This window comes from Brucella tritici, from assembly GCF_008932285.1.
GTDB lineage: Bacteria > Pseudomonadota > Alphaproteobacteria > Rhizobiales > Rhizobiaceae > Brucella > Brucella tritici.
This window is the reverse complement of record NZ_WBVY01000004.1, coordinates 221,659-245,117: the sequence shown is the minus strand read 5'-3', so window position 1 is coordinate 245,117 and position 23,459 is coordinate 221,659. Positions and strand designations below refer to the sequence as shown.

Sequence of the window (23,459 nt, the reverse complement as noted above, 5' to 3'; positions counted from 1 at the left end):
TGCTACTCCTCTACCGCCTCAGCCTTGGATTTGGCTTTCGACTTGGCCTTTGCTGGTGCCTTTTTGGCCGCGGGCTTCTTTGCAGAGGCTTTCTTTTCAGCGCCGGCCGAAGCCTTGCGGGCAGGGGCTTTCTTGCTCTTGGAAGAACCAGCCTTTTCTGTAATCAGTTGCAGTGCTTCTTCCAGCGTAACACTTGCCGGGTCCTTGCCCTTCGGCAACGTGGCGTTGACCTTGCCCCAATTGACATAAGGCCCATAGCGACCGTCGCGAACAGTGATTGAACCGCCTTCGGGATGGTCGCCGAGTGTCGCCAATGCAGCCGGTGTGGAACGGCCGCGACCGCCGCCCTTCGACTGTTTGTCGGCCAGAACGGACACAGCGCGATTGAGACCGACGGAAAAGACTTCTTCGGCATTCTCCAGATTGGCGAATGTCCCGTCATGGCTGACATAGGGCCCATAGCGACCGATGCCGGCGGAGATCATCTTGCCGGTTTCTGGATGCTGGCCGATGTCACGCGGCAGAGACAAAAGTGCAACGGCTTTCTCATGGTCGAGCGTATCGACGGTCCAGCCTTTCGGAAGGCTGGCGCGCTTTGCTTCCTTGCCCTCGCCGCGCTGGACATAGGGGCCGAAACGACCAGTCCGGGCGGTGATCTCTTCCCCGGTGAATGGGTCCTTGCCGAGCGATTTTGGTTCGTCTGCAGCTGCAGATTCGCCATTGGCGTCACCGCCGAGCTGGCGCGTATATTTGCATTCCGGATAGTTGGAGCAGCCGACGAATGCACCGTATTTGCCAAGCTTCAACGACAGCATTCCTGTGCCGCAGGTCGGGCACGAACGCGGATCACTACCGTCTTCGCGTGCAGGGAATACCAGCGGTGCAAGTTCTTCGTTCAGCGCATCGAGAACATTGGTGACGCGCAATTCCTTGATGTCATCGACATTGCCGGAGAAGTCGCGCCAGAAGTCGCGCAGAACATCCTTCCAGGAAAGCTTGCCATCCGAAATAAGATCGAGCTTTTCCTCAAGGTCTGCCGTGAAATCATATTCCACATAACGCTCGAAGAAGCTTTCGAGGAAGGCTGTGACCAGACGGCCCTTTGGTTCTGGAATAAGCTTGCGCTTGTCGATCGTGATATATTCGCGGTCGCGCAAAGTGGCCAGCGTTGCAGCATAGGTCGAAGGACGACCGATGCCGAGTTCTTCCATCTTCTTGATGAGCGAAGCTTCCGAATAGCGCGGCGGCGGTTCGGTCGAATGCTGGGTCGCATCGATCTTTTCGCGTGCCAGAGCTTCACCAGAACGAATTTCCGGCAACTTTGCACCATCCTCGTCGTCGTCTTCTTCCTCGCGATGATCCATATAGGCGGCGAGGAAGCCATCAAATTTCGTGACCGAACCGTTGGCACGCAGCATGGCCGAGCGCGAGCCGTTGACCGCCTCAATGTCGACGGTGGTGCGTTCAATATCGGCAGCCTGCATCTGGCTGGCGATGGCGCGTTTCCAGATCAACTCATAGAGTCGGGCCTGATCCTCATCGAGATAACGGCGCACATCCTTCGGGTGCCGCGAGAAATCCGTCGGGCGGATGGCTTCGTGCGCTTCCTGTGCGTTCTTGGCCTTGCTGGAATAATAGCGTGGTTTTTCCGGCACATATTTTGCACCGAAGCTTTTGCCGATGGCGTCACGGGCTGCGTTGATTGCTTCCGGAGCGATCTGTACGCCGTCGGTACGCATATAGGTGATCAGACCGGCAGTCTCGCCGCCAATATCGACACCTTCATAAAGCCGCTGCGCCACTTGCATGGTGCGCGAGGCAGAAAAACCGAGCTGGCCGGAGGCTGCCTGCTGTAGAGTCGATGTGGTGAATGGCGGTCCCGGATTGCGTTTGGTCGGCTTTGCCTCGACGGAAAGAGCTTTGAAGCTTGCGCCTTCCAGCATGGTACGAATGGCCGTTGCCTGTTCACCATTCTTGATGTCGAGTTTGCCGAGCTTCTTGCTGTCAACAGCAGTGAGGCGGGCAGTGAAACTGTCATTGCGCGGTGTCTTCAACAGCGCCGCGATGTTCCAGTATTCCTCACGGATGAAGCGTTCGATCTCGGATTCGCGATCGGCGACGAGACGCAGGGCCACCGATTGTACACGACCAGCTGAGCGCGCGCCCGGCAGTTTGCGCCACAGAACAGGCGAAAGGGTGAAGCCTACGAGATAATCCAGTGCACGGCGTGCAAGATATGCATCGACCAATGGTTCATCGATATCGCGTGGATTGGCGATAGCATCGAGAACAGCCTTTTTGGTGATGGCATTGAAAGCCACACGCTTGACCGTTTTGCCCTTGAGCGCCTTTTTCTGATTGAGCACTTCAAGCACATGCCACGAGATGGCTTCACCTTCGCGATCCGGATCGGTTGCGAGAATGATGCCGTCGCTGTCTTTCAGCGCTTTGACAATATCGGCAAGGCGTTTGGAGGAATTGCTATCCACCTCCCACGACATTGCAAAGTCTTCATCAGGGCGAACCGAGCCATCTTTAGCTGGCAGGTCTCGCACATGACCGAACGAGGCCAGAACCTTATAGTTCGAGCCCAGATACTTATTGATGGTTTTAGCCTTGGCAGGCGATTCGACAACGACGACGTTCATTTAAAGCAGCCCAGATTCGCGCCCCATGGAGACAAAATATCTCCTCTCCGCGAGAAATTCGTTGCCTTCACATGAACAGCAGGCAGCGTTTGGTCAAGAGCAGGACGACAAAAATAACGAAATACAACTTAAAATTGCTGTTAAGTTGAGTGAAACCAATAGTAGCATAGGGTACAGGGAAATCAGTTATCTCGCGAGGAGATAGGTATGAACGATACGGCGAGTTTTCCAGAGATGGAAGACGGTGAGGGTGTGGAAACCGCGACTCGCTTCGAGACGGTAACATATATTGAGCAGATGCTCGAACAGCTTAGCATGATGGCGAAAAGTACGAATTATGTGTTGCTGGCCTATATGATTGAGATGGCTCATGTGGAGGCCCGAGAAGCTCTTCAGAATGAGTCCGAGGCATAATGCGTTATTCCAGAGGGACCAAAGCGACCTGATTGCCCGCAGATCGATGTAGCCGTCCGGCCAGATCCAGTTCCAGCAAAATCAGATGAACGGCCCCGGTATCCATACCTGTATGACGAACGAGCGCGTCGATGTCAGTCGGTACGGGACCGAGCGCATCGATAACGATGTCTCTTTGCTCTTCCGTTGCGATCGGTTGGAGTGATTCCGGTTCTTCCAACGCTGAAGACAAAAGATCGGGCTGTGCTAGTGTATCGGCCTGATAGGCGGTTGAGCCGGCCAGCGGCCTGAGTGCCTCGATGATGTCGTTCGCTTCTGTGACCAGTGTCGCACCTTGTTTCAGCAGCAGGTTTGTACCGCGTGCACGGGGATCAAGCGGAGAGCCTGGAACGGCAAACACGGTGCGTCCCATGTCTCCTGCCATACGCGCGCTGATAAGCGAGCCGGAACGCTCGGCTGCTTCAACGACGATCAGTCCTAGCGATAAGCCAGCAATAATCCGATTGCGGCGCGGAAAATCACGCGAGCGCGGCTCCGCGCCCATCGGCATTTCACTTATGAGCGCGCCGCCCTGTTCCGGTATGGCGCGATAGAGGGGAAGGTTTTCCGGCGGATAGGGACGGTCAAGTCCGCCTGCAAGTACTGCTACTGTGCCTGTTTTCAGGCTTGCGCGGTGTGCAGCGGCATCAATACCGCGCGCAAGCCCCGAAATAACAGCAAATCCGGCTTCGCCAAGATCGTGTGCCAGGCGTTCGGTAAACCGCGCGCCAATCACCGAAGCATTGCGCGAACCAACAATTGCAATGGGGGGCTTACGGAAGACGGCTGCATTTCCCTTGATTGTAACCAAGGGGGGCGGAGCTTCACAGTTTCTGAGCTGCTGTGGATAATCCGGCTCGCCCATGCCGACAAGACGGGCACCGGCGCGCTCAATGGCTTCAAGCTCGCGCTCAGCGTCATCCAAGGATGCAACACGGATCGGACGGGCACTGCCGCCTCTGATATTGAGATCAGGCAGCATTTCTATGGCGCTTGAGGCTGAGCCGCAAAACAGAATCAGATCGCGAAACGTGACAGGGCCAATGTTGTCGGTCCGGATGAGGCGTAGCCAGTTGAGCCGCTGACGATCGGAGAGGCGAATTCCAGTTTTCGAATTCGCGCTTTCCTTCATCCCTTAGCTCCGATCTTGCTCTCGGTGCCGTTCAAGAGGCGCGAAATATTCGCCTTATGTTTGAAGATAACGATGATCGTCATGATCGCAAAGAGAATTGCGATTGCGGAATAGCCTCTCGAATAAAGCGCGATGGGAACAACGACGCTGGCGATAAGTGCTGCAAGGGAAGAATAACGCGTCAAAAGCGCCGTCACGATCCAGACGGCAGCGAAGACCAGCGCACCTGGCCATGCAAGACCGATAAGAACGCCCAGATAGGTGGCAACGCCCTTGCCGCCCTTGAAACCGATCCATACTGGAAAGAGATGACCGATGAAGGCACCGAAACCAGCGCCAATGGCGGCATCCGGCCCGTAGCGTGAAGCGACGAGAACGGCGACAGTGCCTTTGAGCATGTCAAAAATTAGCGTTGCCGCAGCAAGCTTCTTGTTACCGGTGCGCAGCACGTTCGTTGCGCCAATGTTGCCCGAGCCGATGGACCGGACATCACCCAGCCCGGCGAACCTGGTTAGGATCAAACCAAACGGAATGGAGCCAAGAAAATAGCCGAAGATGAGCGCTCCCATGAGCGCCAAGCTAAGGAATCCCGCTTCGGCCATGAATATCCCCTTGTTTCTTGATTCCGCCTACCCGGATTTTTGGATGATTGTTCCGGGTTATGCGGTGTTTTTCAAGCCGAGTAAACGGTTTTGCCAGCCACTAAAGTGTGGACGACGCGACCTTGAAAGCGAGCACTTTCAAAGCAACTGTTCTTAGACAGCGAGTGCAGGTCTTCTTCGCGCACGATCCAGGGCTCATCCAGATCGACAATGGCGATATCTGCTCGGGCGCCCGTCTTGAGAGTGCCTGCATCAAGGCCGAAAATACGAGCTGGAGCTGTTGATAGCACTTCAACCAGACGCAGCAGCGGAATGCTGTCATTGTGATAGAGACGAAGTGCGGCCCCCAGCAATGTTTCAAGGCCGATTGCGCCCGCTTCTGCATCCGAGAAAGGCAGGCGCTTGGTATCGACATCCTGCGGGTCGTGGGCGGAAACGATGATATCAATGGTGCCGTTTTTTACGGCCTCTACCATGGCAAGGCGATCCTGTTCGCTGCGCAAAGGCGGCGAAAGCCGGAAAAACGTGCGGAACTCTCCAATGTCGTTTTCATTGAGCGACAAATGGTTAATCGAAACGCCTGCAGTTACCTTGGCACCAAGGTCCTTCGAGCGACGCACGGCTTCCGCCGACATTTCGCAGGAAAGCTGTGCGGCATGATAGTTGCTGTTGGTTAGTGCTGCTAGACGCAGATCGCGTTCCAGCGGAATCACTTCCGCTTCACGCGGACTGCCGGAAAGACCAAGCCAGCTTGCAAACAGGCCTTCGTTCATCACGCCGGTGGCACCGAGATAGGGATCACGGGTTTCGCAGGCAATCACGGCATCGAAGTCGCGGGCATAGGTTAGCGCGCGCCGCATGAGCTGCGTATTGGCGATTGTCTGCCTGCCTTCCGTGAAGGCGACCGCCCCGGCATCGCGCAGCAGACCGATTTCGGTCATTTCCTCGCCATGCAGACCTTTGGTGATCGCTGCAGCCGGGTGCACGTTGACGACCGCCGTATCACGCGCCGTGCGTTTGACAAATTCCACCAGAGCCACGTCATCGATCACAGGATCGGTATCGGGCATCATGATGATGGAAGTTACGCCGCCAGCGGCTGCCGCACGGCTTGCTGAAGCAATGGTTTCGCGATGTTCGGCGCCGGGCTCCCCGACGAAGACGCGCGCATCCACGAGGCCAGGCAATACTGCCTTGCCATTCAGGTCGATAATTTGCGCACCTTCCGGTGCGCCCTGATTTCTGACGTCCGAACCAGCGGCAACAATCTTGCCATCTTCGATCAGCAAACTACCAGTTTCATCGAGACCGCGCGACGGGTCGACGATGCGCGCGTTTTCAAACAGGATCGCGCTCATGCTGCTTCTCCGTTGCTGGGATTACGGCGCGGATCAAGCAGGGCTTCCATCACGGCCATGCGCACAGCAACCCCCATTTCCACCTGTTGCTGGATTACGCTCTGCGGCCCGTCGGCAACATCGGATGCGATCTCGACGCCGCGATTCATCGGACCGGGATGCATGACGAGTGCGTCAGGTTTGGCGACTTTGAGCTTTTCTTTATCGAGGCCATAGAAGCGGAAATATTCGCGTACCGAGGGCACGAAGGAGCCGGCCATGCGCTCGCGCTGAAGGCGCAGCATCATGACCACATCGGCATCTTTCAGGCCTTCTTCCATCGAATTGAAGACCTCGACGCTCATATCGGCCATGCCAGAAGGCAGAAGGGTGGACGGCGCGACGACGCGCACCCTTGCGCCAAGCGCGTTGAGAAGGAGAATGTTGGAGCGTGCCACACGGGAATGCAGCACATCGCCGCAAATGGCGACGATAAGATTTTCAATCTGGCCTTTGGCGCGGCGGATGGTTAGCGCGTCGAGAAGTGCCTGTGTGGGGTGTTCGTGTGCGCCGTCACCGGCGTTGACGACCGAGCAGCCGACTTTCTGCGCGAGGAGGGCAGCGGCGCCTGCCGAAGCGTGACGGATAACCAATATATCCGGCTGCATGGCGTTCAGCGTCATCGCCGTATCGATGAGCGTTTCGCCTTTCTTGACCGACGAATTGCCGACCGACATATTCATGACGTCGGCGCCGAGCCGTTTTCCGGCCAGCTCGAACGACGATTGCGTTCGTGTCGATGCTTCGAAGAAGAGATTGATTTGCGTGCGACCGCGTAGCACGGACTTTTTCTTCTCGGGCTGTCTGGAAACAGCGATTTCCTGATCGGCAAGATCAAGAAGGCAGAGAATGTCCAGGGGCGAAAGCCCCTTGATGCCCAGCAGGTGGCGGTGAGGGAAAAGCGGAGGGACCGTTTGATTTATCATGGCAAGTCACCCGTATAGGACCATGAGGCAGGTCCCGCAACCGTCCTTATAATGGCTTCGGGCGATTCACCAAGAAAAACCTGTGTTGTTCGGACGACAAATTGCGTTCGAGATGGCAAAATTTTAGCAAATGCAATGCAAGAAACCTAAATTAAACTGAATCGCACAATACGGAACGAGCTTTTGAAAACGCACGACGTTACCAACCAGACGCCGCCCATGACGGGCAACAATGCCTATCTGGGCGATCCGCTCTTGATGCAGGTTGCGGCGCGATTCCCGAAGGAATTGCATGCCGATCTGGAGCAGACGGGCCGTTTTGTTTTGTCGGCTGAAGCACAGGACCTTGCACGTCTCGCCAATACCGAACTGCCGAAATTGCGGACGCATGACAGGCAGGGTAACCGTATCGACCTTGTCGAATATCATCCGGCCTATCATGCGCTGATGCGCCGTTCCATCGCGGCAGGCCTGCATTGCTCGATCTGGGAAGGCAATCCGCTCGAAAGCGGTCGCCGTCATCAGGCGCGTGCATCGCGCTTTTTCCTGACCGCACAGCTTGAGGCGGGGCATCTTTGCCCGCTTACCATGACAAGCGCGTCGCTCGCCGCACTCATGGCATCGCCGGAAATCTATAAGGAATGGTCGCCGGTCATCCTGTCGCGCAAGTACGATTTTTCGCAGAAACCCTCTTTTGCCAAGCAGGGCATTACGCTTGGCATGGGCATGACCGAAAAGCAGGGCGGAACCGATGTGCGCGCCAATACGACGCGCGCGACGCGCAATGACGGTGGCACCTATGCCATTACTGGCCACAAGTGGTTCATGTCTGCGCCGATGTCGGATGCTTTTCTGACACTCGCGCAGGCGGAAGAAGGCCTTTCCTGTTTTCTGCTCCCGCGCCTCACTTCAGGGGGAAGCGGGAACGGGTTCTTTTTCCAGCGCCTGAAAGACAAGCTTGGCAACAAGTCCAATGCTTCGTCGGAAGTTGAATTCGATGGTGCGGTCGGCCATCTGATCGGCAATCCGGGTGAGGGCGTCAAAACGATCATGGATATGGTCACGCTGACACGTCTCGATTGCGCTGTCGCGTCGGCCGGACTTATGCGTTCAGGCCTCGCCGAAGCCGTGCACCATAGCCGTCATCGTCAGGTATTCGGCAAGGCTCTTGTCGAGCAGCCATTGATGCAGCGCGTTCTTGCCGACATGGCGCTCGATGTTGCGGGTGCGACTGCGCTTTCCATGCGGCTGGCACGTGCTTTCGATATGGCTGCAAGTGATCGTGCCGAGGCTGCTTTTGCCCGCTGCATGACACCGGTGGTGAAATACTGGGTTTGCAAGATCGCACCTGCATTACTCTATGAAGCAATGGAGTGCCTTGGCGGTAACGGTTACATCGAAGAAGGCAATCTTGCGCGTGCCTATCGGGAAGCTCCGGTCAATGCAATCTGGGAAGGTTCCGGCAATGTCATGGCGCTGGACGTGGCGCGTGTGCTTTCACGCGCGCCGGGGCTCTTCGACGAAGTGCTGGAGTGGATCGGCGGACAGCTTGGTCCGCGTGGGCAAGGGACGCTCGATGTGCTGCGCGCCGCATTGCAGTTAACTGAAACTGATCCGGGCGTTGCGCGCCTTCTGACCGAGCAGCTGGCCTATGCTGCGGCAGCAGCAGAATTGCGCCAACTTGGGGCTGACGATGTGGCCGATGCATTTATCGAGACCCGTCTTGGCGGCCAGTGGCGTTCGACCTATGGCATGCTGGATGCGCGCCATAATGCCGAACGGATTCTCGATCAGCTTTATCCGGCGCCATAATCATCGGATGCCGACTGCCTGATACTATGCAGGCGGTCGAGCGCGCCTTGAAGAATGAAGGATGCAGCAGCCGAATCGATACGTTCGGCCCTCTTGCCGCGTGAGACGTCCATGCCGATCAGCGCTCGTTCGGCTGCGACGGTCGACAGGCGTTCATCCCAGAAAACGAAGGGCAGGTCGGTTAGAGGCTGCATGGTGCGCACAAATGCCCGTGTAGCCTGAACGCGGGGACCGGAAGTTCCGTCCATATTCATAGGCAAACCGATGACGATAACGCCGACCTTGTCGGCGTCGAGCGCTTTCAGAAGCACCTGTGCATCAATGGAAAACTTCACCCGTTTGATAACGGGGCGCGGATGCGCGAAGGAAAGACCGAGATCAGACACTGCAAGGCCGATGGTCTTGGTTCCCAGATCCAGTCCGGCAATCGTCTGCCCGGACTGAAGCAGCGCTGGAATTTCCTCGATTTCAACGACAGCCATTGGACCTCATAGGATTTTGAAGTGGTTTCATATTGCCTTCAACTTTATCGGCGTCATATCTGTTCGCAAACCGGAAATCGAGCCGGAAACAGAGATTGAGGAGAGACTCGATGAAACTTACCTGGCTTGGCCACGCCGCTTTCCGTGTTGAAACGGCAAAGGCTGTTATTCTCATCGATCCGTTTCTGAACGGAAATCCCGGTGCAAAGGGCATCGATTTCAAGGATGCAACCAAGGGCGTAACCCATATTGCGCTGACCCACGGCCACGGCGACCATGTGGGCGATACGGTAGCTATCGCCAGGGAACACGGTGCGACAGTCATCGCCAATGCCGATCTTGCAAGCTGGCTTGGCAGTCAGGGCGTGGAAAAGCTCGATCCTGGCAATACAGGTGGCACGGTGGCGCATGACGGGTTCACCGTTACTTTCGTCAATGCGCTCCACTCTTCGGCAATGCTGACGGAAAACGGTGTCTCGCAGGCGCTGGGCAATCCGAATGGTCTGGTATTCCATTTCGAAGATGCACCGACGCTCTATCATATGGGTGACACGGATATCTTCTCCGATATGGGGCTTATCAATGAGCTTCATCAGCCTGAGATCGGCATCGTTCCCATTGGTGACCGCTTCACGATGGGGGGCGCAGTCGCGGCTCTCGCCTGCCAGCGCTATTTCAACTTCAAAACCGTGCTGCCGTGCCACTACGCCTCGTTTCCAATCATCGATCAGACGGCGGACAAGTTCGTGGCCGGAATGGCAGATCATCGCGAAACGAAGGTTCTCACTGATCCGGCTGGCACTGTTCATTCGTTCTGACTTTGGGTTTGAAGCGCAAGAAATGTTGCGCTTCAACAATCGCGCCGTTATAGCCGGTAAGAAAACTTTTCAGGGTGGCGGTTCGCCGCCCGATCTAGTGCATGTCTCCCAAAAGTGGGTACCGGTTTTGGGGCAAAGACATGCGTAAAAACAAAAGATAGAGCATTTGCGGAGAACAGGATGTCCGTCGATATTTCTACCGTCAAGCGCGTCGCGCATCTGGCGCGCATTGCCGTCAGTGATGACGATGCGGAACGCATGACTGGCGAACTTAATGCTATTCTGGGCTTCGTCGAGCAACTGAATGAAGTCAATGTCGATGGTATCGAGCCTATGACTTCCGTTACGCCGATGGACATGCGCATGCGCCAGGACAAGGTAACGGATGGTGGTATTGCTGCTGCGGTGGTGGCAAATGCACCGGTTACGGAAGACAATTTCTTCGTCGTACCAAAGGTCGTGGAGTAAGGTGATGGCCATTCGGGTTTCAATCGAGACCCCCTTGCAGGACGATGTGCGCGCACTGGTCGAAGGCCTGAATGCGCATCTTCTGCCGCTGTCGCCGCTGGAATTCCAGTTCAAGATGACGGTTGAGCAGATGGCGGGGCCGGATACGACGGTCTTCGTGGCGCGCGATGAAGACGGCAAGGCTGTCGGCTGCGGTGCCTTGAAGATGCACGAAGATGGTATCGGCGAGGTGAAGCGCATGTTCACCCTTCCAGAAGTGCGCGGAAAGCGCGTTGGTTCGGTTCTGGTGGGTGCGATTGTCGATCAGGCAAGGGCCAATGGCATTTCCCGCCTTGTACTCGAAACGGGTACGGGACCCGGTTTTGCCGGTGCATGGCGGCTTTATGAGAATTCAGGTTTTACGCGCTGCGGTGTGGTTCTGGACTATCCGGATTCCGAATACAGCGCCTTTTTTGAAAAGCGTCTCGTTGGGGCGCACTGACAGGATTTGACGATGAGCGAACTGACCGCACTGACCATTGCCGAGGCGCGCGACAAGCTGAAGGCCAAAGCCATCACCGCGACCGAACTCACCGACGCCTATCTTTCCGCTATCGATTCCGCGAATGACGCGATCAATGCTTACGTGAAAGTGACACACGATCAGGCGCGTTCGATGGCCAAGGCTTCGGATGAGCGTATTGCCAAGGGTGAAGCGGGCGCACTGGAAGGCATTCCGCTTGGCGTGAAGGACCTGTTTGCCACCAAGGGCGTGCATACGCAGGCCTGCTCCCACATTCTCGACGGCTTCAAGCCGGAATATGAATCGACCGTCACAGCCAATCTGTGGGCCGACGGTGCAGTTATGCTCGGCAAGCTCAACATGGATGAGTTCGCCATGGGCTCGTCCAATGAAACCTCCTATTACGGTTCGGTCAAGAATCCTTGGCGCGCCAATGGTTCTAACGCGGATCTGGTGCCGGGCGGTTCGTCGGGTGGTTCGGCTGCCGCTGTTGCCGCGCACCTTTGCGCCGGCGCCACCGCAACCGATACCGGCGGTTCGATCCGCCAGCCTGCAGCCTTCACCGGCACGGTTGGTATCAAGCCGACCTATGGCCGCGTTTCGCGCTGGGGCACGGTTGCCTTCGCTTCGTCGCTCGATCAGGCAGGACCGATTGCCCGTGACGTACGGGATGCAGCTATCCTGTTGAAATCCATGGCTTCGCTTGATCTCAAGGATACGACATCGGTCGATCTGCCTATTCCAGATTATGAAGCTGCGATCGGCAAGTCGCTCAAGGGCATGAAGATTGGTATTCCGAAGGAATATCGCGTTGATGGCATGCCGGATGAGATTGAGGAGCTTTGGCAGAAGGGTATCCAGTATCTGAAGGATGCCGGTGCCGAGATTGTCGATATTTCGTTGCCACACACGAAATATGCGCTGCCTGCTTACTACATCGTGGCACCGGCGGAAGCCTCTTCAAACCTCGCCCGTTACGATGGCGTGCGTTATGGTCTGCGTGTACCCGGCAAAGACATTGCCGATATGTACGAACAGACCCGCGCAGCTGGCTTCGGCAAGGAAGTAAAGCGCCGTATCATGATCGGCACCTATGTTCTGTCGGCAGGCTACTACGATGCCTATTATCTGCGTGCGCAGAAAGTGCGTACGCTGATCAAGAAGGACTTTGAAGACGTATTCGCCATGGGCGTACATGCGATCCTGACGCCAGCAACACCTTCGGCTGCATTTGGTCTTGCCGATGAGGATCTCGCCAACGATCCGGTCAAGATGTACCTCAACGACATCTTCACGGTAACGGTCAACATGGCCGGTCTTCCGGGTATTGCCGTGCCTGCCGGTATCAATGACAAAGGCTTGCCGCTCGGCCTTCAGCTTATCGGACGTCCATTCGAGGAAGAGACCTTGTTCCAGGCAGCGCATGCCATTGAGCAGGCTGCCGGACGATTTACTCCGACAAAGTGGTGGTAAAAGCCGACTTTCTTATTCGCCGGGGTTTCCCCGGCGAATTTGTCTCTATGTCCGCATTGGCGGTCAGGGCCTGGCGTATTGCGGCTCGCGATATTGAACTGAGCGCGGAAGGCCAAAAAGCGTTGGAAGCCAAGTTCCAGCGCGATCTCCAAGAGAATGCGGACGGTGTTTTGGCTGCTGAAAGGGCCGGGGCACTTGCAGGTTGGGGTGCCAGGGTACCCCAAAGTAATTACATTTCCGATTTATGGGTCGATCCACCGTATCACGGGCAGGGAATTGGCAGACAGCTTCTTGATGCCCTGATGGTGAAAATTCTGCTTGATGGTTTTGATGAAGCACAGATCGGCACGCATGCGGATAATCTGCCTGCGATCAATCTTTATAAAAAGGCTGGTTTTCAGATAGACTGGCAAGGGGGCGAGTGGTCGGAGAGTTTCGGGAGGACTGTCGAGAAAGTCAGAATGCGCGCCGGTCTTTGAAGGCCAACTCCGCGCAACCGTTGCCGAATGGTCTATCGCGCCTATCCTTCCTTGGAGTGGACAACATCAGGAGGAGGGCAAGCGATGTGGATCATGCTGACGGAAGTGAACGGCGAAAAGCTCGCGGTGAATTTCAATCACGTTCTTTCTTATAACGCTTATGGAACCGGCACACGCATTGTGACACTGAGTACGGATCAGACCTTCTTTGTCAAAGAGTCGATTGAGGAAATTGAAGCCAAGTTAGGCATCGACGTGAAAGCCTGAATCTTTCTTTTATCAGTGACTTAAATAGCTTTATTGAAAAAGAAAATGAACGGCATCGCCCTTGCGAACTGCCGTTCATCCGGTCTGCATTTTCAGGCACATTTCGTGGTTCGCTGAAAATGCTCTATCTTCTTGTTTTTAAGCGCATATCGTTCCGAAAACCGGTCCCATTTTTCAGAGCGCACTCTAGATATCAAGCTCTTCGACAAAAGCTGCACGGTCCTGAATGAAACGGAAACGAGCCTCCGGCTTTGTGCCCATCAGTTCATCGACGGTGTTGCGGGTTTCATCGACATATTCTTCGTCCACCTGAACACGCAGAAGCGTGCGCTTCCTTGGGTCCATGGTCGTCTCTTTGAGCTGTTCGGCGCGCATTTCGCCAAGGCCTTTGAAACGACCGATTTCGACTTTGCCACGCCCGGTGAACACGGTCCGTAGAAGCTCGTCCTTATGCGCTTCATCCCGCGCATAAGCGACCTTTCCGCCTTGGCTCAGGCGGAAAAGCGGAGGAACTGCCAGATAGAGATGGCCGTTGCGGATCAGGTCGGGCATTTCCTGATAGAAGAATGTAATGAGCAGCGATGCGATATGTGCGCCATCGACGTCGGCATCGGTCATGACGATGACGCGATCATAGCGCAGATCGTCTTCCCGATAATTCTTGCGCGTACCGCAGCCGAGAGCTTGCACCAGATCACTTATCTGCTGGTTTGCCGTCAGCTTCTCGCGTCCGGCGCTGGCAACGTTCAAAATCTTGCCGCGCAATGGCAGGATAGCCTGATTGGCGCGGTTACGCGCCTGTTTGGCTGAACCACCTGCCGAGTCACCCTCGACGATGAACAGTTCTGCACCGGCAGCGGCATTCTGCGTGCAATCGGCAAGTTTGCCGGGCAGGCGCAGCTTGCGCGTCGCACTTTTTCGGACGGTTTCCTTTTCCTGACGGCGGCGCAAGCGTTCGTCGGCGCGGTCGATCACCCAGTCCAGAAGGCGAGAGGCTTCCTGCGGGGAGGCGGCAAGCCAATGATCGAACGGGTCACGGATTGCATTCTCCACGATGCGTTGTGCTTCGACGGTGGCAAGTTTGTCCTTGGTTTGACCGACAAACTCCGGCTCGCGAATGAAAACCGACAGCATCCCCGCTGCCGATACCATCACGTCATCGGTCGTTATGATCGAAGCGCGCTTGTTGTTGGTCAGTTCCGCATAGGCTTTCAGCCCCCGCGTCAGGGCAATACGCAAACCTGCTTCATGCGTGCCGCCATCGCCGGTCGGGATAGTGTTACAATAGGAATGGACGAAACCATCCCCACCAAACCACGAAACTGCCCACTCGACAGCGCCGTGGCCACCCTGCTTTTCGGTCTTGCCTGCGAAAACCTCACGCGTGACCTGATGTTCCTTACCGAGCGATGCCTCAAGGTAATCCTTCAAGCCGCCGGGGAAGTGAAACACGGCCTTCTCGGGTGTTTCCTTCTTTGGGTCGAGCAGGGCAGGATCGCAGTTCCAGCGGATTTCAACACCGCCGAACAAATAGGCCTTCGACCGTGCCATGCGATAAAGACGGTGTGGATCGAACTGTGCCGTCTTGCCAAAAATATCAGGGTCCGGATGGAAGCGCACGCGAGTGCCACGACGATTGTGCACTTCACCGAGCTCTTCCAGCCCGCCTTGCGGGATACCGCGCGAGAATCGCTGGCGATAAAGACGGCGATTGCGTGCGACTTCCACTTCCAGCACGTCAGAAAGGGCATTCACCACCGAAACACCGACGCCGTGCAAGCCGCCTGATGTTTCATAAGCCTTACCGTCGAACTTGCCGCCCGCATGCAGTTTGGTCATGATGACTTCGAGCGTGGACTTTCCGGGAACCTGCGGATGTTCATCCACCGGAATGCCGCGTCCATTGTCCGAAACCGTTACAAACCCGTCGGCATCGAAGCTCACTTCGATGAAATTGGCATGCCCTGCGACAGCTTCGTCCATCGAGTTGTCGATGACTTCGGCGAAGAGATGATGCAACGCCTTTTCGTCTGTGCCGCCGATATACATGCCGGGACGCAGGCGAACCGGCTCCAGGCCTTCCAGAACGCGGATAGATGATGCGTTGTAGTCGTCGCCTGCCGATGAAGCAGGTGGCGCCTTGGTCGTCACCGGCTTTGGAACAGAGAGCGAAGGCGCTGCCACTGGCTGCGCAACAGGCTGTGGTGCTACAGGTTTTTCCCCCTGACGTCCCTGTTCTTGTTCCCGTTCTCGGGCCCGGGCATTGTTGACCACTCTCGAGAAGAGATCGTTGCTATCGTCCATCTGTTCCGAAAAGCTCTCTATCTGAATTTCAGGAGGTCTGCGTCGAGCTCGCTCGCCATCGACCGGAAAATACTGTTCGCGAATCACCTAAATCATGCCATGTGCGCTCGCGAAAGGCGAACAAAGTTCGCTTTACGTTCCATTTTCGCACGGCTTTTTCAAAGGGTTTTGTTCAGAACCGAAATGATTTGCACCAGAAAGAAGGCGAAAGTCAAACAAGTGGGATATTTCCGATCAAATTGGATGGAAACGCTACCACAGTTCGCATAGAGCGATAGCGGGGAATATTCAGAATACCGAGAGTTTGAAATGCAAAACAGCGCGACAAGTGGCATGGAAGCGCACGTAAAGGGCATGGCGATCATGGTGCTCTCGGTGCTTTTGCTACCGTTGATGGACGCCATCGGCAAATGGCTCGCCATGGTGGACAACATGCCTCCGGCCACTGTCACATTCATGCGCTTTTTCATTCAGTGCTGGCTGATGTTCTTTATTCTCCTCATTGTCGGTGGTTTCGCTGCACTGCGAACACAATATCTGGCGGGAAATCTCATCCGCGGCGCATTGATGGGGTTCGGTGGGCTCTGCTTCTTCACGGCGGTCAAATATATGCCGCTGGCCGATGCGATGGCCGTCTTCTTCGCCGAACCGCTTATTCTGACGCTCTTTTCGGCAATTTTCCTCAAGGAAAAGGTGGGCTGGAGAAGGTTCAGCGCAGTCGGCATCGGTCTTATCGGCACGATGATCGTGATCCAGCCGAGTTTTGAGATCTTTGGTGCTGTTTCGCTTCTACCGCTGGCGACAGCCGTAACCTTCGCAATCTACCTGATCCTGAATCGCAAATACGGTGCCAAGGAAAGCCCGCTTGTCATGCAGTTCTATGCGGGTGTTGGTGGCTGGATGTTTGCCGGGGTCGCCATGATTTTCGGAACTGCTGCGGGGCTCGGTGACTTGAGTTTTGGTCTGCCGCACGGCATTCAGCCTTGGCTTCTTCTGCTGCTTCTGGGAACGATCGGAACCGTCAGCCATTTGATGGTCGTGCAGGCGTTCAAGCTGGCCCCGGCATCAGTGCTGGCCCCGTTCCAGTATCTGGAAATTGTCAATGCTGTTCTGGTTGGCTTGATCGTGTTCGGTGATTTCCCGACGCCATCGAAATGGTGCGGGATCGCGATTATCGTCGGGTCCGGGTTCTATGTTTTCATGCGCGAGCGCCGCGTGAAAGCCGACGCTGTCGCTTGAGACCGAGCTAGAGCGGTTCTAGTTAAAACGGAATCGTGGGACCGCTCTATCTCTTTATTTTACGCATTCCCCAACGCAAAACCGCTTCGCACTTTTGCTGGAAATGCCTATTTCAACTGACGGGGTCCGAAGACCGTCTCGAAGGCTTTTCCCAAAGCGACGTCCATGTCGCCCATTGTTACCGGCAATCCGAGGTCTACAAGGCTGGTAACGCCATGTTCGGAAATTCCGCAAGGAACGATTCCCGCATAGTGGCCGAGATCTGGTTCGACATTGATGGCGATGCCATGAAAGCTTACCCAACGACGGAGGCGGATGCCAATAGCCGCGATCTTGTCTTCGCACATGCCGCCATTGGCAAGGCGTGGCTTTTCCGGCCGTGTAACCCATACGCCGACACGATCCTCACGACGTTCGCCTTTGACGTTAAACTCGGCAAGGCTCTCGATGATCCATTGCTCAAGAGCTGTTACAAAAGCGCGCACGTCCTCACGGCGGCGCTTCAGGTCGAGCATTACATAGGCCACGCGCTGGCCTGGCCCGTGATAGGTATATTCCCCGCCGCGTCCCGTGTTGAAGACAGGGAGACTGTTCGGGGTCAGGAGATCGTCTGCATTGGCGCTCGTCCCCGCTGTGTAAAGCGAGGGATGCTCGACCAGCCACACGAGTTCATTGGCGGTGCCTTCCCGAATGGCCTGGACGCGCGCTTCCATGAAAGCGAGAGCCTCTTCATAATCCGTCAGCCCTTCGGCAACGACCCAATCGACGGGAGCCGCATCTGCAATGACAGGCAGGAAATAGGCTTCCAGCGCATCGCGCTCACGCGACTTTTGTGAAGCTGTCTGGAAAACGGGGGAAGCGGAATTATTCGTCATGATGGCAGCATATGGCGGTTTTGCAGTGTAACCGCCAGATGTCAAAATGCCTCTCCGATCAATGAATCGCGAGCGGCACTTCCTTTTCACAGCGATTGCGCCCTGCCTGTTTGGCCCGATAAAGAGCACGGTCTGCGGCGTTGACGAGATGGCTATAGTCCGGATGACCGTTGAATGCAGCCACGCCGATGGACAGCGTGACCGTCTGACGTGCGCCATCCGGAAGGTTCAATGGCTGATGCGCAATCTGTTTGCGCAGTTCTTCGCCAATTGCAAAAGCCTTGTTCTCGTCGGCCTCTACGAGGGCGACGAGAAATTCTTCGCCACCATAGCGGAACACGAAGTCGCTCGGGCGGCAAAGCGACAGGATCGCTTCAGCCACCTGTTGGAGAACGGCATCGCCACTGCTATGCCCGTATGTATCGTTGATGTTCTTGAAGTGATCGATGTCGATCATCAGAACACTCAGATTCATAGCCTTCTGCGAGGCCATGCGTACCTCGCGGGTCAGGATCGAAGGCATGAAACGGCGATTGAGCGCGCGCGTCAGTGGATCGCGTCCTGTTTCCATGGCCGCCGCCGTCTGAAACAGCTCGGACAGCAGGAATTTCACTTCACCGATCTTGGTTTGAAACAGTGCGAGCGAAGCGGGGAGTTCAGCCGGGTTATCTTTGCGAGCGTTGCTGATAGCAGCCAGCAGCACTTCATCAATATGGTCTACGTTCCGGCGGATGTTCTCCAACGTGCCGGAGTTGGAAAACATCAGATCGGCCTTGTGCTGCAACCACAGCCCGAAGTCTGAGCTTGCGAGCGGGTGAAGCGGACTGTCGGAATTGCCATAAAGGTTGAAGAGAAGCGACTGGCTCCATTCCATAAGCGCTGCACGCTGCGATTCGCGCTCCAGCGGAAAATCATGGCTTAGCGTGAAAGCCCGATAGGCTTCGTCGGTCTGGGCGCTTTCGCGCGCATCTTTCACAAAAGCCTGGCTCATGATTTCAATCGCGATGTCGATGGCATTACTGACATGCACGATCAGGCGCGCCAAAGCCTCGCGTGATACAACCTCCAGCTCCAACTGACGAACGATTTCGTTTTTGAGCAGGCGCGCGCCCTGCATGACGACGTGGATCGGCACGTCGATACGGGCGTGAACTTCGCCAACCTTGCGCTGTTCGCGAATGAAAGCGTCAACATCGTCAGCGGTTCTCTGGAACATTTTCAGCAACCAGTCGCTTAGCGAATTATGCAGGCGTTCCTGCACCATTTTCTGGGACAGAAAAATCGCCGCGTCGCGGTTGCTCATAAGGCGGTCGTAAAACACGCCGACAAACTGTTCGCGGTGACGGGCGATCAGATCACGGAGAATGATAGAATGTTCTTCAGGCAAGCTGCGAACCAGCTCAACCCATTCGGTCTGGGTTGCGCCCAGTCCGGTTTTCGACCCCCATGCAGTGTCGAGTTCAGAGGTCGAATAATCCATGTTCATGCTCCTTGCGATAGCCGCAAGGCTCCGCCCGCGACCGGTGCGGAACCGGTGCCGGATTGGCTTCGCGGATCGGAGATTCTGCGGTTTGCCCTTGCTAGGAAGGGACTATGTGCGAATTCAATTGGCTTCTAATACCCCGACTTTCTTAAAAATTCTCTCTGCAAAGCGTCTAGTCACTCATTGGGGTAATTAGGGGCGCTTTTTGTAAAATTGCGGTCGAGATTGATAGAGCGTCGTAAGATTAAGTGACTTTACGAAATGGCTGATTGGCCTACCTATCTGCGGGCAAGATTCCAATTCTGGCCAACTCTGGAAAGGAACCCGGAATGAGATTGACGTTACTTTCTGCGGCGCTCGCGCTTTTCGCAGTGACCGCTTCTGCTGAAGCGGGTATGCCCGTTGCTCCAGCAGTACCGGCTGTTGCCGTTGATGGCGTTGGCTCTGTCATTCAGGTCGATTATCGCTGCCGTCGCGGTATGGTCCGTACACCAAGCGGCCGCTGCGTTACTGATCGCCGTTGGCGGGATGATCGTCGCGGGTGGGACCGCCATTCACCACGCTACGAACGTGATCGCCGCTGGCGCCATGATCGCGACCATCGTCGCGATCGCGTTTATATCGAGCCGCGTCGTCGCGGCCCGCATAACTAAAAAGAAAGAGAGCAGCGATTTCGCTGCTCTTTTTTATACCGGCTCGGTTCGTGTGCCGGAAAGACTATCAAGTTGCGGAAATACATCCGACGTCATAGGGGCCAATACGTCAATCACCAGTCCGTCTGGCGCAAAGTTGATATCGCATTTGGCCCTGAGTTCGGCTGTGAGAACGGAATAGAGCAGTCTCTGGCCGAAGCCACGGCGGGTAGGGCGTTCGACCGCAGGTCCTCCGTCTTCAATCCAGCGCATATGGAGTTTCCGCTCGCCCTGCCTTTCGACGACATCCCAGCTGAATTGGACTGTGCCGTTTTCGTTGGAAAGCGCACCGTATTTTACGGCATTCGTTGCGAGCTCGTACAAGCCAAGCGAAAGCGAAACCGTTACTCGGTCACTTACAACGAGTTCGGGGCCACGGGTTCGGATTCGATGGCCGAACGTACTGTTGAAGGGGGCGAGGGCTGTTTCACAGATCTGGCTGATCGTTGTGCCTGTCCAGTCCTCCCGGAGCAGCATATCATGCGCCTGACTGAGCGCACGCAGCCGCTCGCTGAACAGCTCGTTGGCGGTTTGTGGATCAGTGGCATTGCGCAAGGTCTGGTTGGCGATCGATTGCACCATCGCCATCGAGTTCTTGAAGCGATGGGAAATTTCGCGGGTTACGAGTGCCTTGTCCGCTTCGGCTTTTTTGCGTTCGGTGACGTCGATGACGATGCCCAGAAGCATAGGCGATTTGCCCGGCAACGCTTTTGCACGGGTTTCAACCCAGCGCACCTGACCCAGACGGTTGGTGATGCGATATTCCACCCGGAAAGACTTGCCGGTCGTGAAAGACTCCTGTGACCGCTGGATTAGCGTTATCCGGTCTTCGAGCACCACCATGTCTATGATCTTGTCATAGTTGACTGGCTCGTCCGGTGTCAGTCCAAAAATGCGCCTATATTCCGCTGAACAGCTGATTTCACCGGTATGGTAATCCCGCGTCCAGAAGCCCACATTCGCTACTTCAACGATATATTGCAGCTGGTCGTTGCTACGCTGCTTTTCGATTGAAAGCGTTTCGCGTTCTTTTTCGAGTTCGACGAGTTTTCCGAGTTCCAGGGTCACATCAAGCTGTGAAGAAACGAAGTGATGAAGCTCACCTGCCTCGGTTTTGACCGGGGAGATATGAAGCCGGTTCCAGAATGGTTCGCCTGACTTCTTATAGTTCAGAATATCAATATCGATTGACTGCTCCGATTCCAGCGCCGCGTGGATAGTCTCGATATGCTTCGGATCAGTGCCGGGGCCCTGAAGGAAGCGGCAATTCTTTCCGATGATTTCATCGGCATCATAGCCGGTCAGGTTCTGGAAAGCCTTGTTTGCAAAGACGATAGGATTGTCCGGCAGGCGGGGATTTGTGATGAGCATTGGCATGGGCGTCAGTTCGACTGCCGCCGTGAAAGGATTCGCCTCCTGGGAGAACGATGCTCCCAACACTTTTACGGACGGCTGTACTCTTGTCGCCAATGCAAACCCCACTCGCTTTAAACGCTTACAAGCTGCCCTACCTCACGCAAGTTATCCGATTGTCGCTTAATTTGCTAACAAAAATAATGGAATAGCCAGAACGAATTGTCACCGCTCACGTTAACCAGCAGTGGAAACATCTGCGTGTTGCAAGGTGAAAATAAGGTATGCACGTAATTTTATGGCAATATTCAGCGGGCATTCATAAACGGACAGCAATGATGGCATCATTGAAATGGAGAAGTACAGGGATGAACACCTTCAAAAAGATGATGGTCGGCCTTGTCGGTGCAAGCTTTCTGATCGGCGCATTGGTTCCGGTCTCAGCTGCGCCTGTCATGCCAACCGCGCCTGCAGCAAGCAATGAAAATGTTCAGCAGGTTCGTGATGATCGCTGGCGTCGTGGGCCGGGACACGGGCATTGGGGTGGACACCGACCTGGGTATCGTCCGGGTTGGCAGGGTCGCCCTCACTACCGTCCGGGGCCGGGTTACTGGAATGGCTATCGCGGTGACCGCTATTATCGCCACGGCTATCGCCGCCATAATGACGGATGGTGGTATCCGCTCGCAGCGTTCGGTGCTGGCGCAATCATTGGTGGTGCGATTGCCGCTCCGCCACCGCCACCTCCGCCAGTCTACCGCGCACCGGCTTACAGTTACAGCAACTCGCACGTTCAGTGGTGCTATAATCGTTATCGGTCCTATCGGGCGTCTGACAATACTTTCCAGCCGTATAACGGCCCACGTCAGCAGTGTTATTCGCCATACTGACAGTGGAAATTTGTTAAATTCAATGAAGCCGCCCTTTATGGGCGGCTTTGTTTTTGTGGACTAAGTCTATCAACTGCATCCATGAGTAATTGTCATCCATATCAGTGCATTCTAAAAGGCGAGTGGGGTCAGATTCCGGGGTGCATTTGTTGAATCGCTTTCGGTCTTCCCATTTCATAACGAAGCGCTAGAGGAGACGGGATGCGCCAGATTTTACCCAAAGCATTGGCTGGTATAATTATACTCGGCATACTGAGCGTAGTACTTGGTTCCTGGTACACGGTTGACGAAGGTGAGCGCGGCGTTGTTTTGCGCTATGGTGCGGTTTCCGGCGTTGCACAACCGGGGCTGGGCTTCAAAATTCCGGTGATCGATTCGATTGTGCGAATCTCGGTGCAATCCAAGGCTGCGATCTACAACAGCATGGAAGCCTATAGCCGCGATCAGCAGCCAGCCACGATGAACCTGTCGGTCAACTATCGCATTCCGCCAGACCGCGTGGAAGAAGTCTACGCGACCTATGGCGGTGAAGAGGGCCTCTTGTCCCGCCTTGTCGAACGGCGCGTTTTTGAGGAAAGCAAGACTGTTTTCGGCAAGTTCAATGCTGTTGAAGCTATTCAGGAGCGCAGCCGTCTCAATCAGGAAATCGCTGAGGCTATACAGAACAGCGTACGTGGTCCGGTTATCATCGATACGGTGCAGATCGAGAATATCGATTTTTCGGATTCCTATGAGCAATCCATCGAACAGCGCATGCTGGCCGAAGTTGAAGTGCAGCGTCTTCGTCAGAATGCGGAGCGCGAAAAGGTACAGGCTGAAATCACCGTGACACAGGCAAAGGCGCAAGCAGACGCGCGCCGTGCCGAAGCCCAAGCTCAGGCTGATGCCGTTCGTCTTCAGGCTGAGGCCGATGCGGAAGCGATCCGGATCAAGGGCGAGGCGGAAGCGACCGCCATCAAGGCGCGTGGCGATGCACTTCGTGACAATCCGGGTCTTGTCGCGTTGACGCAGGCAGAACGATGGGACGGCCAGTTGCCAAGCACAATGCTGCCGAACGGAGCGATTCCCATGCTGAACCTGAACAGTTCCCAGACACAGCAGAAATCACCCGATTACTGATCGGTGAAGCAAAGAACAGCGTGGCACTAACTGTTTAATTTAATA

At 55.5% G+C, this 23,459-nt stretch carries 22 protein-coding genes; 12 read left to right on the top strand and 10 right to left on the bottom strand.

Going from position 1 to position 23,459, the window contains the following annotated elements:
• Positions 1 to 2: 2 nt before the first annotated feature.
• Entirely contained in the window at positions 3 to 2,648 is a 2,646-nt protein-coding gene (gene topA / locus F9K94_RS15685; RefSeq protein ID WP_151646788.1) for a type I DNA topoisomerase, read from the bottom strand.
• A 207-nt stretch (positions 2,649 to 2,855) separates the two neighbouring features.
• Here topA and F9K94_RS15680 point away from each other — a divergent pair, with 207 nt between their 5' ends.
• On the top strand, positions 2,856 to 3,062 hold the full coding sequence (locus F9K94_RS15680; RefSeq protein WP_061345763.1) for a hypothetical protein: 207 nt from the start codon (positions 2,856 to 2,858) through the stop codon (positions 3,060 to 3,062).
• Positions 3,063 to 3,066: 4 nt separating this feature from the next.
• Here F9K94_RS15680 and dprA read toward each other — a convergent pair whose 3' ends face one another.
• The 4 genes from dprA to F9K94_RS15660 form a co-directional block, all read right to left on the bottom strand.
• Complete coding sequence (dprA, locus tag F9K94_RS15675; protein WP_151646786.1) at positions 3,067 to 4,233, bottom strand: DNA-processing protein DprA; 1,167 nt, start codon at positions 4,231 to 4,233, stop codon at positions 3,067 to 3,069.
• The gene (plsY, locus tag F9K94_RS15670; protein WP_151646784.1) at positions 4,230 to 4,835 is read right to left on the bottom strand and encodes a glycerol-3-phosphate 1-O-acyltransferase PlsY; all 606 of its coding nucleotides are present in this window, start codon (positions 4,833 to 4,835) and stop codon (positions 4,230 to 4,232) included. Before plsY ends, dprA begins: the two co-directional genes overlap by 4 nt.
• 71 nt (positions 4,836 to 4,906) lie before the next feature.
• Positions 4,907 to 6,193 (bottom strand): dihydroorotase, encoded by a 1,287-nt coding sequence (locus F9K94_RS15665; RefSeq protein WP_151646782.1) that lies wholly within the window; start codon positions 6,191 to 6,193, stop codon positions 4,907 to 4,909.
• A complete protein-coding gene (locus tag F9K94_RS15660; RefSeq protein WP_061345759.1) occupies positions 6,190 to 7,158 on the bottom strand; it encodes an aspartate carbamoyltransferase catalytic subunit in 969 nt (322 codons plus the stop codon). Before F9K94_RS15660 ends, F9K94_RS15665 begins: the two co-directional genes overlap by 4 nt.
• Positions 7,159 to 7,341: 183 nt before the next feature.
• On the opposite strand from F9K94_RS15660, the gene F9K94_RS15655 reads away from it, so the two are divergent.
• Positions 7,342 to 8,970, top strand: coding sequence for an acyl-CoA dehydrogenase family protein (locus tag F9K94_RS15655; protein WP_151646780.1), 1,629 nt, complete (start codon positions 7,342 to 7,344; stop codon positions 8,968 to 8,970).
• Here F9K94_RS15655 and ruvX read toward each other — a convergent pair.
• Positions 8,955 to 9,452: a Holliday junction resolvase RuvX gene (gene ruvX, locus F9K94_RS15650; RefSeq protein WP_151646778.1), complete on the bottom strand. Its 498-nt coding sequence runs from the start codon at positions 9,450 to 9,452 to the stop codon at positions 8,955 to 8,957. The genes F9K94_RS15655 and ruvX overlap by 16 nt on opposite strands.
• Before the next feature lie 110 nt (positions 9,453 to 9,562).
• Between ruvX and F9K94_RS15645 the strand changes: the two genes are divergently transcribed.
• The 6 genes from F9K94_RS15645 to F9K94_RS15620 all read left to right on the top strand — a co-directional run bounded on the left by F9K94_RS15645 (position 9,563) and on the right by F9K94_RS15620 (position 13,459).
• Positions 9,563 to 10,270: a metal-dependent hydrolase gene (locus F9K94_RS15645; RefSeq protein WP_061345756.1), complete on the top strand. Its 708-nt coding sequence runs from the start codon at positions 9,563 to 9,565 to the stop codon at positions 10,268 to 10,270.
• 180 nt (positions 10,271 to 10,450) lie between these two features.
• Positions 10,451 to 10,738, top strand: a complete 288-nt coding sequence (gatC, locus tag F9K94_RS15640) for an Asp-tRNA(Asn)/Glu-tRNA(Gln) amidotransferase subunit GatC (protein WP_061345755.1) — start codon at positions 10,451 to 10,453, stop codon at positions 10,736 to 10,738.
• Positions 10,739 to 10,742: 4 nt separating this feature from the next.
• The gene (locus F9K94_RS15635) at positions 10,743 to 11,219 is read left to right on the top strand and encodes a GNAT family N-acetyltransferase (RefSeq protein WP_061345754.1); all 477 of its coding nucleotides are present in this window, start codon (positions 10,743 to 10,745) and stop codon (positions 11,217 to 11,219) included.
• Positions 11,220 to 11,231: 12 nt separating this feature from the next.
• Entirely contained in the window at positions 11,232 to 12,713 is a 1,482-nt protein-coding gene (gene gatA / locus F9K94_RS15630) for an Asp-tRNA(Asn)/Glu-tRNA(Gln) amidotransferase subunit GatA (RefSeq protein ID WP_151646776.1), read from the top strand.
• Positions 12,707 to 13,192, top strand: a complete 486-nt coding sequence (locus F9K94_RS15625; RefSeq protein WP_235920629.1) for a GNAT family N-acetyltransferase — start codon at positions 12,707 to 12,709, stop codon at positions 13,190 to 13,192. Before gatA ends, F9K94_RS15625 begins: the two co-directional genes overlap by 7 nt.
• Positions 13,193 to 13,276: 84 nt before the next feature.
• The gene (locus F9K94_RS15620; RefSeq protein ID WP_010658857.1) at positions 13,277 to 13,459 is read left to right on the top strand and encodes a flagellar FlbD family protein; all 183 of its coding nucleotides are present in this window, start codon (positions 13,277 to 13,279) and stop codon (positions 13,457 to 13,459) included.
• A 186-nt stretch (positions 13,460 to 13,645) separates the two neighbouring features.
• Here F9K94_RS15620 and parE read toward each other — a convergent pair whose 3' ends face one another.
• Positions 13,646 to 15,763: a DNA topoisomerase IV subunit B gene (parE, locus tag F9K94_RS15615; protein WP_151647688.1), complete on the bottom strand. Its 2,118-nt coding sequence runs from the start codon at positions 15,761 to 15,763 to the stop codon at positions 13,646 to 13,648.
• A gap of 309 nt (positions 15,764 to 16,072) precedes the next feature.
• Between parE and F9K94_RS15610 the strand changes: the two genes are divergently transcribed.
• Positions 16,073 to 17,002: a DMT family transporter gene (locus tag F9K94_RS15610; RefSeq protein WP_151646772.1), complete on the top strand. Its 930-nt coding sequence runs from the start codon at positions 16,073 to 16,075 to the stop codon at positions 17,000 to 17,002.
• A 107-nt stretch (positions 17,003 to 17,109) separates the two neighbouring features.
• Here F9K94_RS15610 and lipB read toward each other — a convergent pair whose 3' ends face one another.
• Positions 17,110 to 17,877: a lipoyl(octanoyl) transferase LipB gene (lipB, locus tag F9K94_RS15605; RefSeq protein WP_151646770.1), complete on the bottom strand. Its 768-nt coding sequence runs from the start codon at positions 17,875 to 17,877 to the stop codon at positions 17,110 to 17,112.
• 58 nt (positions 17,878 to 17,935) lie between these two features.
• Complete coding sequence (locus F9K94_RS15600) at positions 17,936 to 19,357, bottom strand: GGDEF domain-containing protein (RefSeq protein ID WP_151646768.1); 1,422 nt, start codon at positions 19,355 to 19,357, stop codon at positions 17,936 to 17,938.
• A 332-nt stretch (positions 19,358 to 19,689) separates the two neighbouring features.
• On the opposite strand from F9K94_RS15600, the gene F9K94_RS15595 reads away from it, so the two are divergent.
• Positions 19,690 to 20,013: a hypothetical protein gene (locus tag F9K94_RS15595; protein ID WP_151646766.1), complete on the top strand. Its 324-nt coding sequence runs from the start codon at positions 19,690 to 19,692 to the stop codon at positions 20,011 to 20,013.
• Positions 20,014 to 20,046: 33 nt separating this feature from the next.
• Here F9K94_RS15595 and F9K94_RS15590 read toward each other — a convergent pair whose 3' ends face one another.
• A complete protein-coding gene (locus F9K94_RS15590) occupies positions 20,047 to 21,489 on the bottom strand; it encodes an HWE histidine kinase domain-containing protein (protein WP_268906962.1) in 1,443 nt (480 codons plus the stop codon).
• 284 nt (positions 21,490 to 21,773) lie between these two features.
• On the opposite strand from F9K94_RS15590, the gene F9K94_RS15580 reads away from it, so the two are divergent.
• Together F9K94_RS15580 and F9K94_RS15575 are read left to right on the top strand one after the other, a co-directional pair.
• On the top strand, positions 21,774 to 22,295 hold the full coding sequence (locus tag F9K94_RS15580) for a BA14K family protein (protein WP_081104453.1): 522 nt from the start codon (positions 21,774 to 21,776) through the stop codon (positions 22,293 to 22,295).
• A 201-nt stretch (positions 22,296 to 22,496) separates the two neighbouring features.
• The gene (locus F9K94_RS15575; protein ID WP_061345746.1) at positions 22,497 to 23,414 is read left to right on the top strand and encodes a prohibitin family protein; all 918 of its coding nucleotides are present in this window, start codon (positions 22,497 to 22,499) and stop codon (positions 23,412 to 23,414) included.
• Positions 23,415 to 23,459: the final 45 nt, after the last annotated feature.

Excerpts from the sequence above, each read along its gene's own strand:
- F9K94_RS15580 (WP_081104453.1), top strand. The coding sequence starts at position 21,774 with ATGAACACCTTCAAAAAGATGATGGTCGGCCTTGTCGGTGCAAGCTTT.
- F9K94_RS15645 (WP_061345756.1), top strand. The coding sequence starts at position 9,563 with ATGAAACTTACCTGGCTTGGCCACGCCGCTTTCCGTGTTGAAACGGCA.
- F9K94_RS15575 (WP_061345746.1), top strand. The coding sequence starts at position 22,497 with ATGCGCCAGATTTTACCCAAAGCATTGGCTGGTATAATTATACTCGGC.
- lipB (WP_151646770.1), bottom strand. The coding sequence starts at position 17,877 with ATGACGAATAATTCCGCTTCCCCCGTTTTCCAGACAGCTTCACAAAAG.
- gatC (WP_061345755.1), top strand. The coding sequence starts at position 10,451 with ATGTCCGTCGATATTTCTACCGTCAAGCGCGTCGCGCATCTGGCGCGC.
- F9K94_RS15610 (WP_151646772.1), top strand. The coding sequence starts at position 16,073 with ATGCAAAACAGCGCGACAAGTGGCATGGAAGCGCACGTAAAGGGCATG.
- F9K94_RS15660 (WP_061345759.1), bottom strand. The coding sequence starts at position 7,158 with ATGATAAATCAAACGGTCCCTCCGCTTTTCCCTCACCGCCACCTGCTG.
- F9K94_RS15635 (WP_061345754.1), top strand. The coding sequence starts at position 10,743 with ATGGCCATTCGGGTTTCAATCGAGACCCCCTTGCAGGACGATGTGCGC.
- F9K94_RS15620 (WP_010658857.1), top strand. The coding sequence starts at position 13,277 with ATGTGGATCATGCTGACGGAAGTGAACGGCGAAAAGCTCGCGGTGAAT.
- F9K94_RS15600 (WP_151646768.1), bottom strand. The coding sequence starts at position 19,357 with ATGGATTATTCGACCTCTGAACTCGACACTGCATGGGGGTCGAAAACC.
- plsY (WP_151646784.1), bottom strand. The coding sequence starts at position 4,835 with ATGGCCGAAGCGGGATTCCTTAGCTTGGCGCTCATGGGAGCGCTCATC.
- topA (WP_151646788.1), bottom strand. The coding sequence starts at position 2,648 with ATGAACGTCGTCGTTGTCGAATCGCCTGCCAAGGCTAAAACCATCAAT.
- dprA (WP_151646786.1), bottom strand. The coding sequence starts at position 4,233 with ATGAAGGAAAGCGCGAATTCGAAAACTGGAATTCGCCTCTCCGATCGT.
- F9K94_RS15680 (WP_061345763.1), top strand. The coding sequence starts at position 2,856 with ATGAACGATACGGCGAGTTTTCCAGAGATGGAAGACGGTGAGGGTGTG.
- gatA (WP_151646776.1), top strand. The coding sequence starts at position 11,232 with ATGAGCGAACTGACCGCACTGACCATTGCCGAGGCGCGCGACAAGCTG.
- parE (WP_151647688.1), bottom strand. The coding sequence starts at position 15,763 with ATGGACGATAGCAACGATCTCTTCTCGAGAGTGGTCAACAATGCCCGG.
- F9K94_RS15595 (WP_151646766.1), top strand. The coding sequence starts at position 19,690 with ATGAGATTGACGTTACTTTCTGCGGCGCTCGCGCTTTTCGCAGTGACC.
- ruvX (WP_151646778.1), bottom strand. The coding sequence starts at position 9,452 with ATGGCTGTCGTTGAAATCGAGGAAATTCCAGCGCTGCTTCAGTCCGGG.
- F9K94_RS15665 (WP_151646782.1), bottom strand. The coding sequence starts at position 6,193 with ATGAGCGCGATCCTGTTTGAAAACGCGCGCATCGTCGACCCGTCGCGC.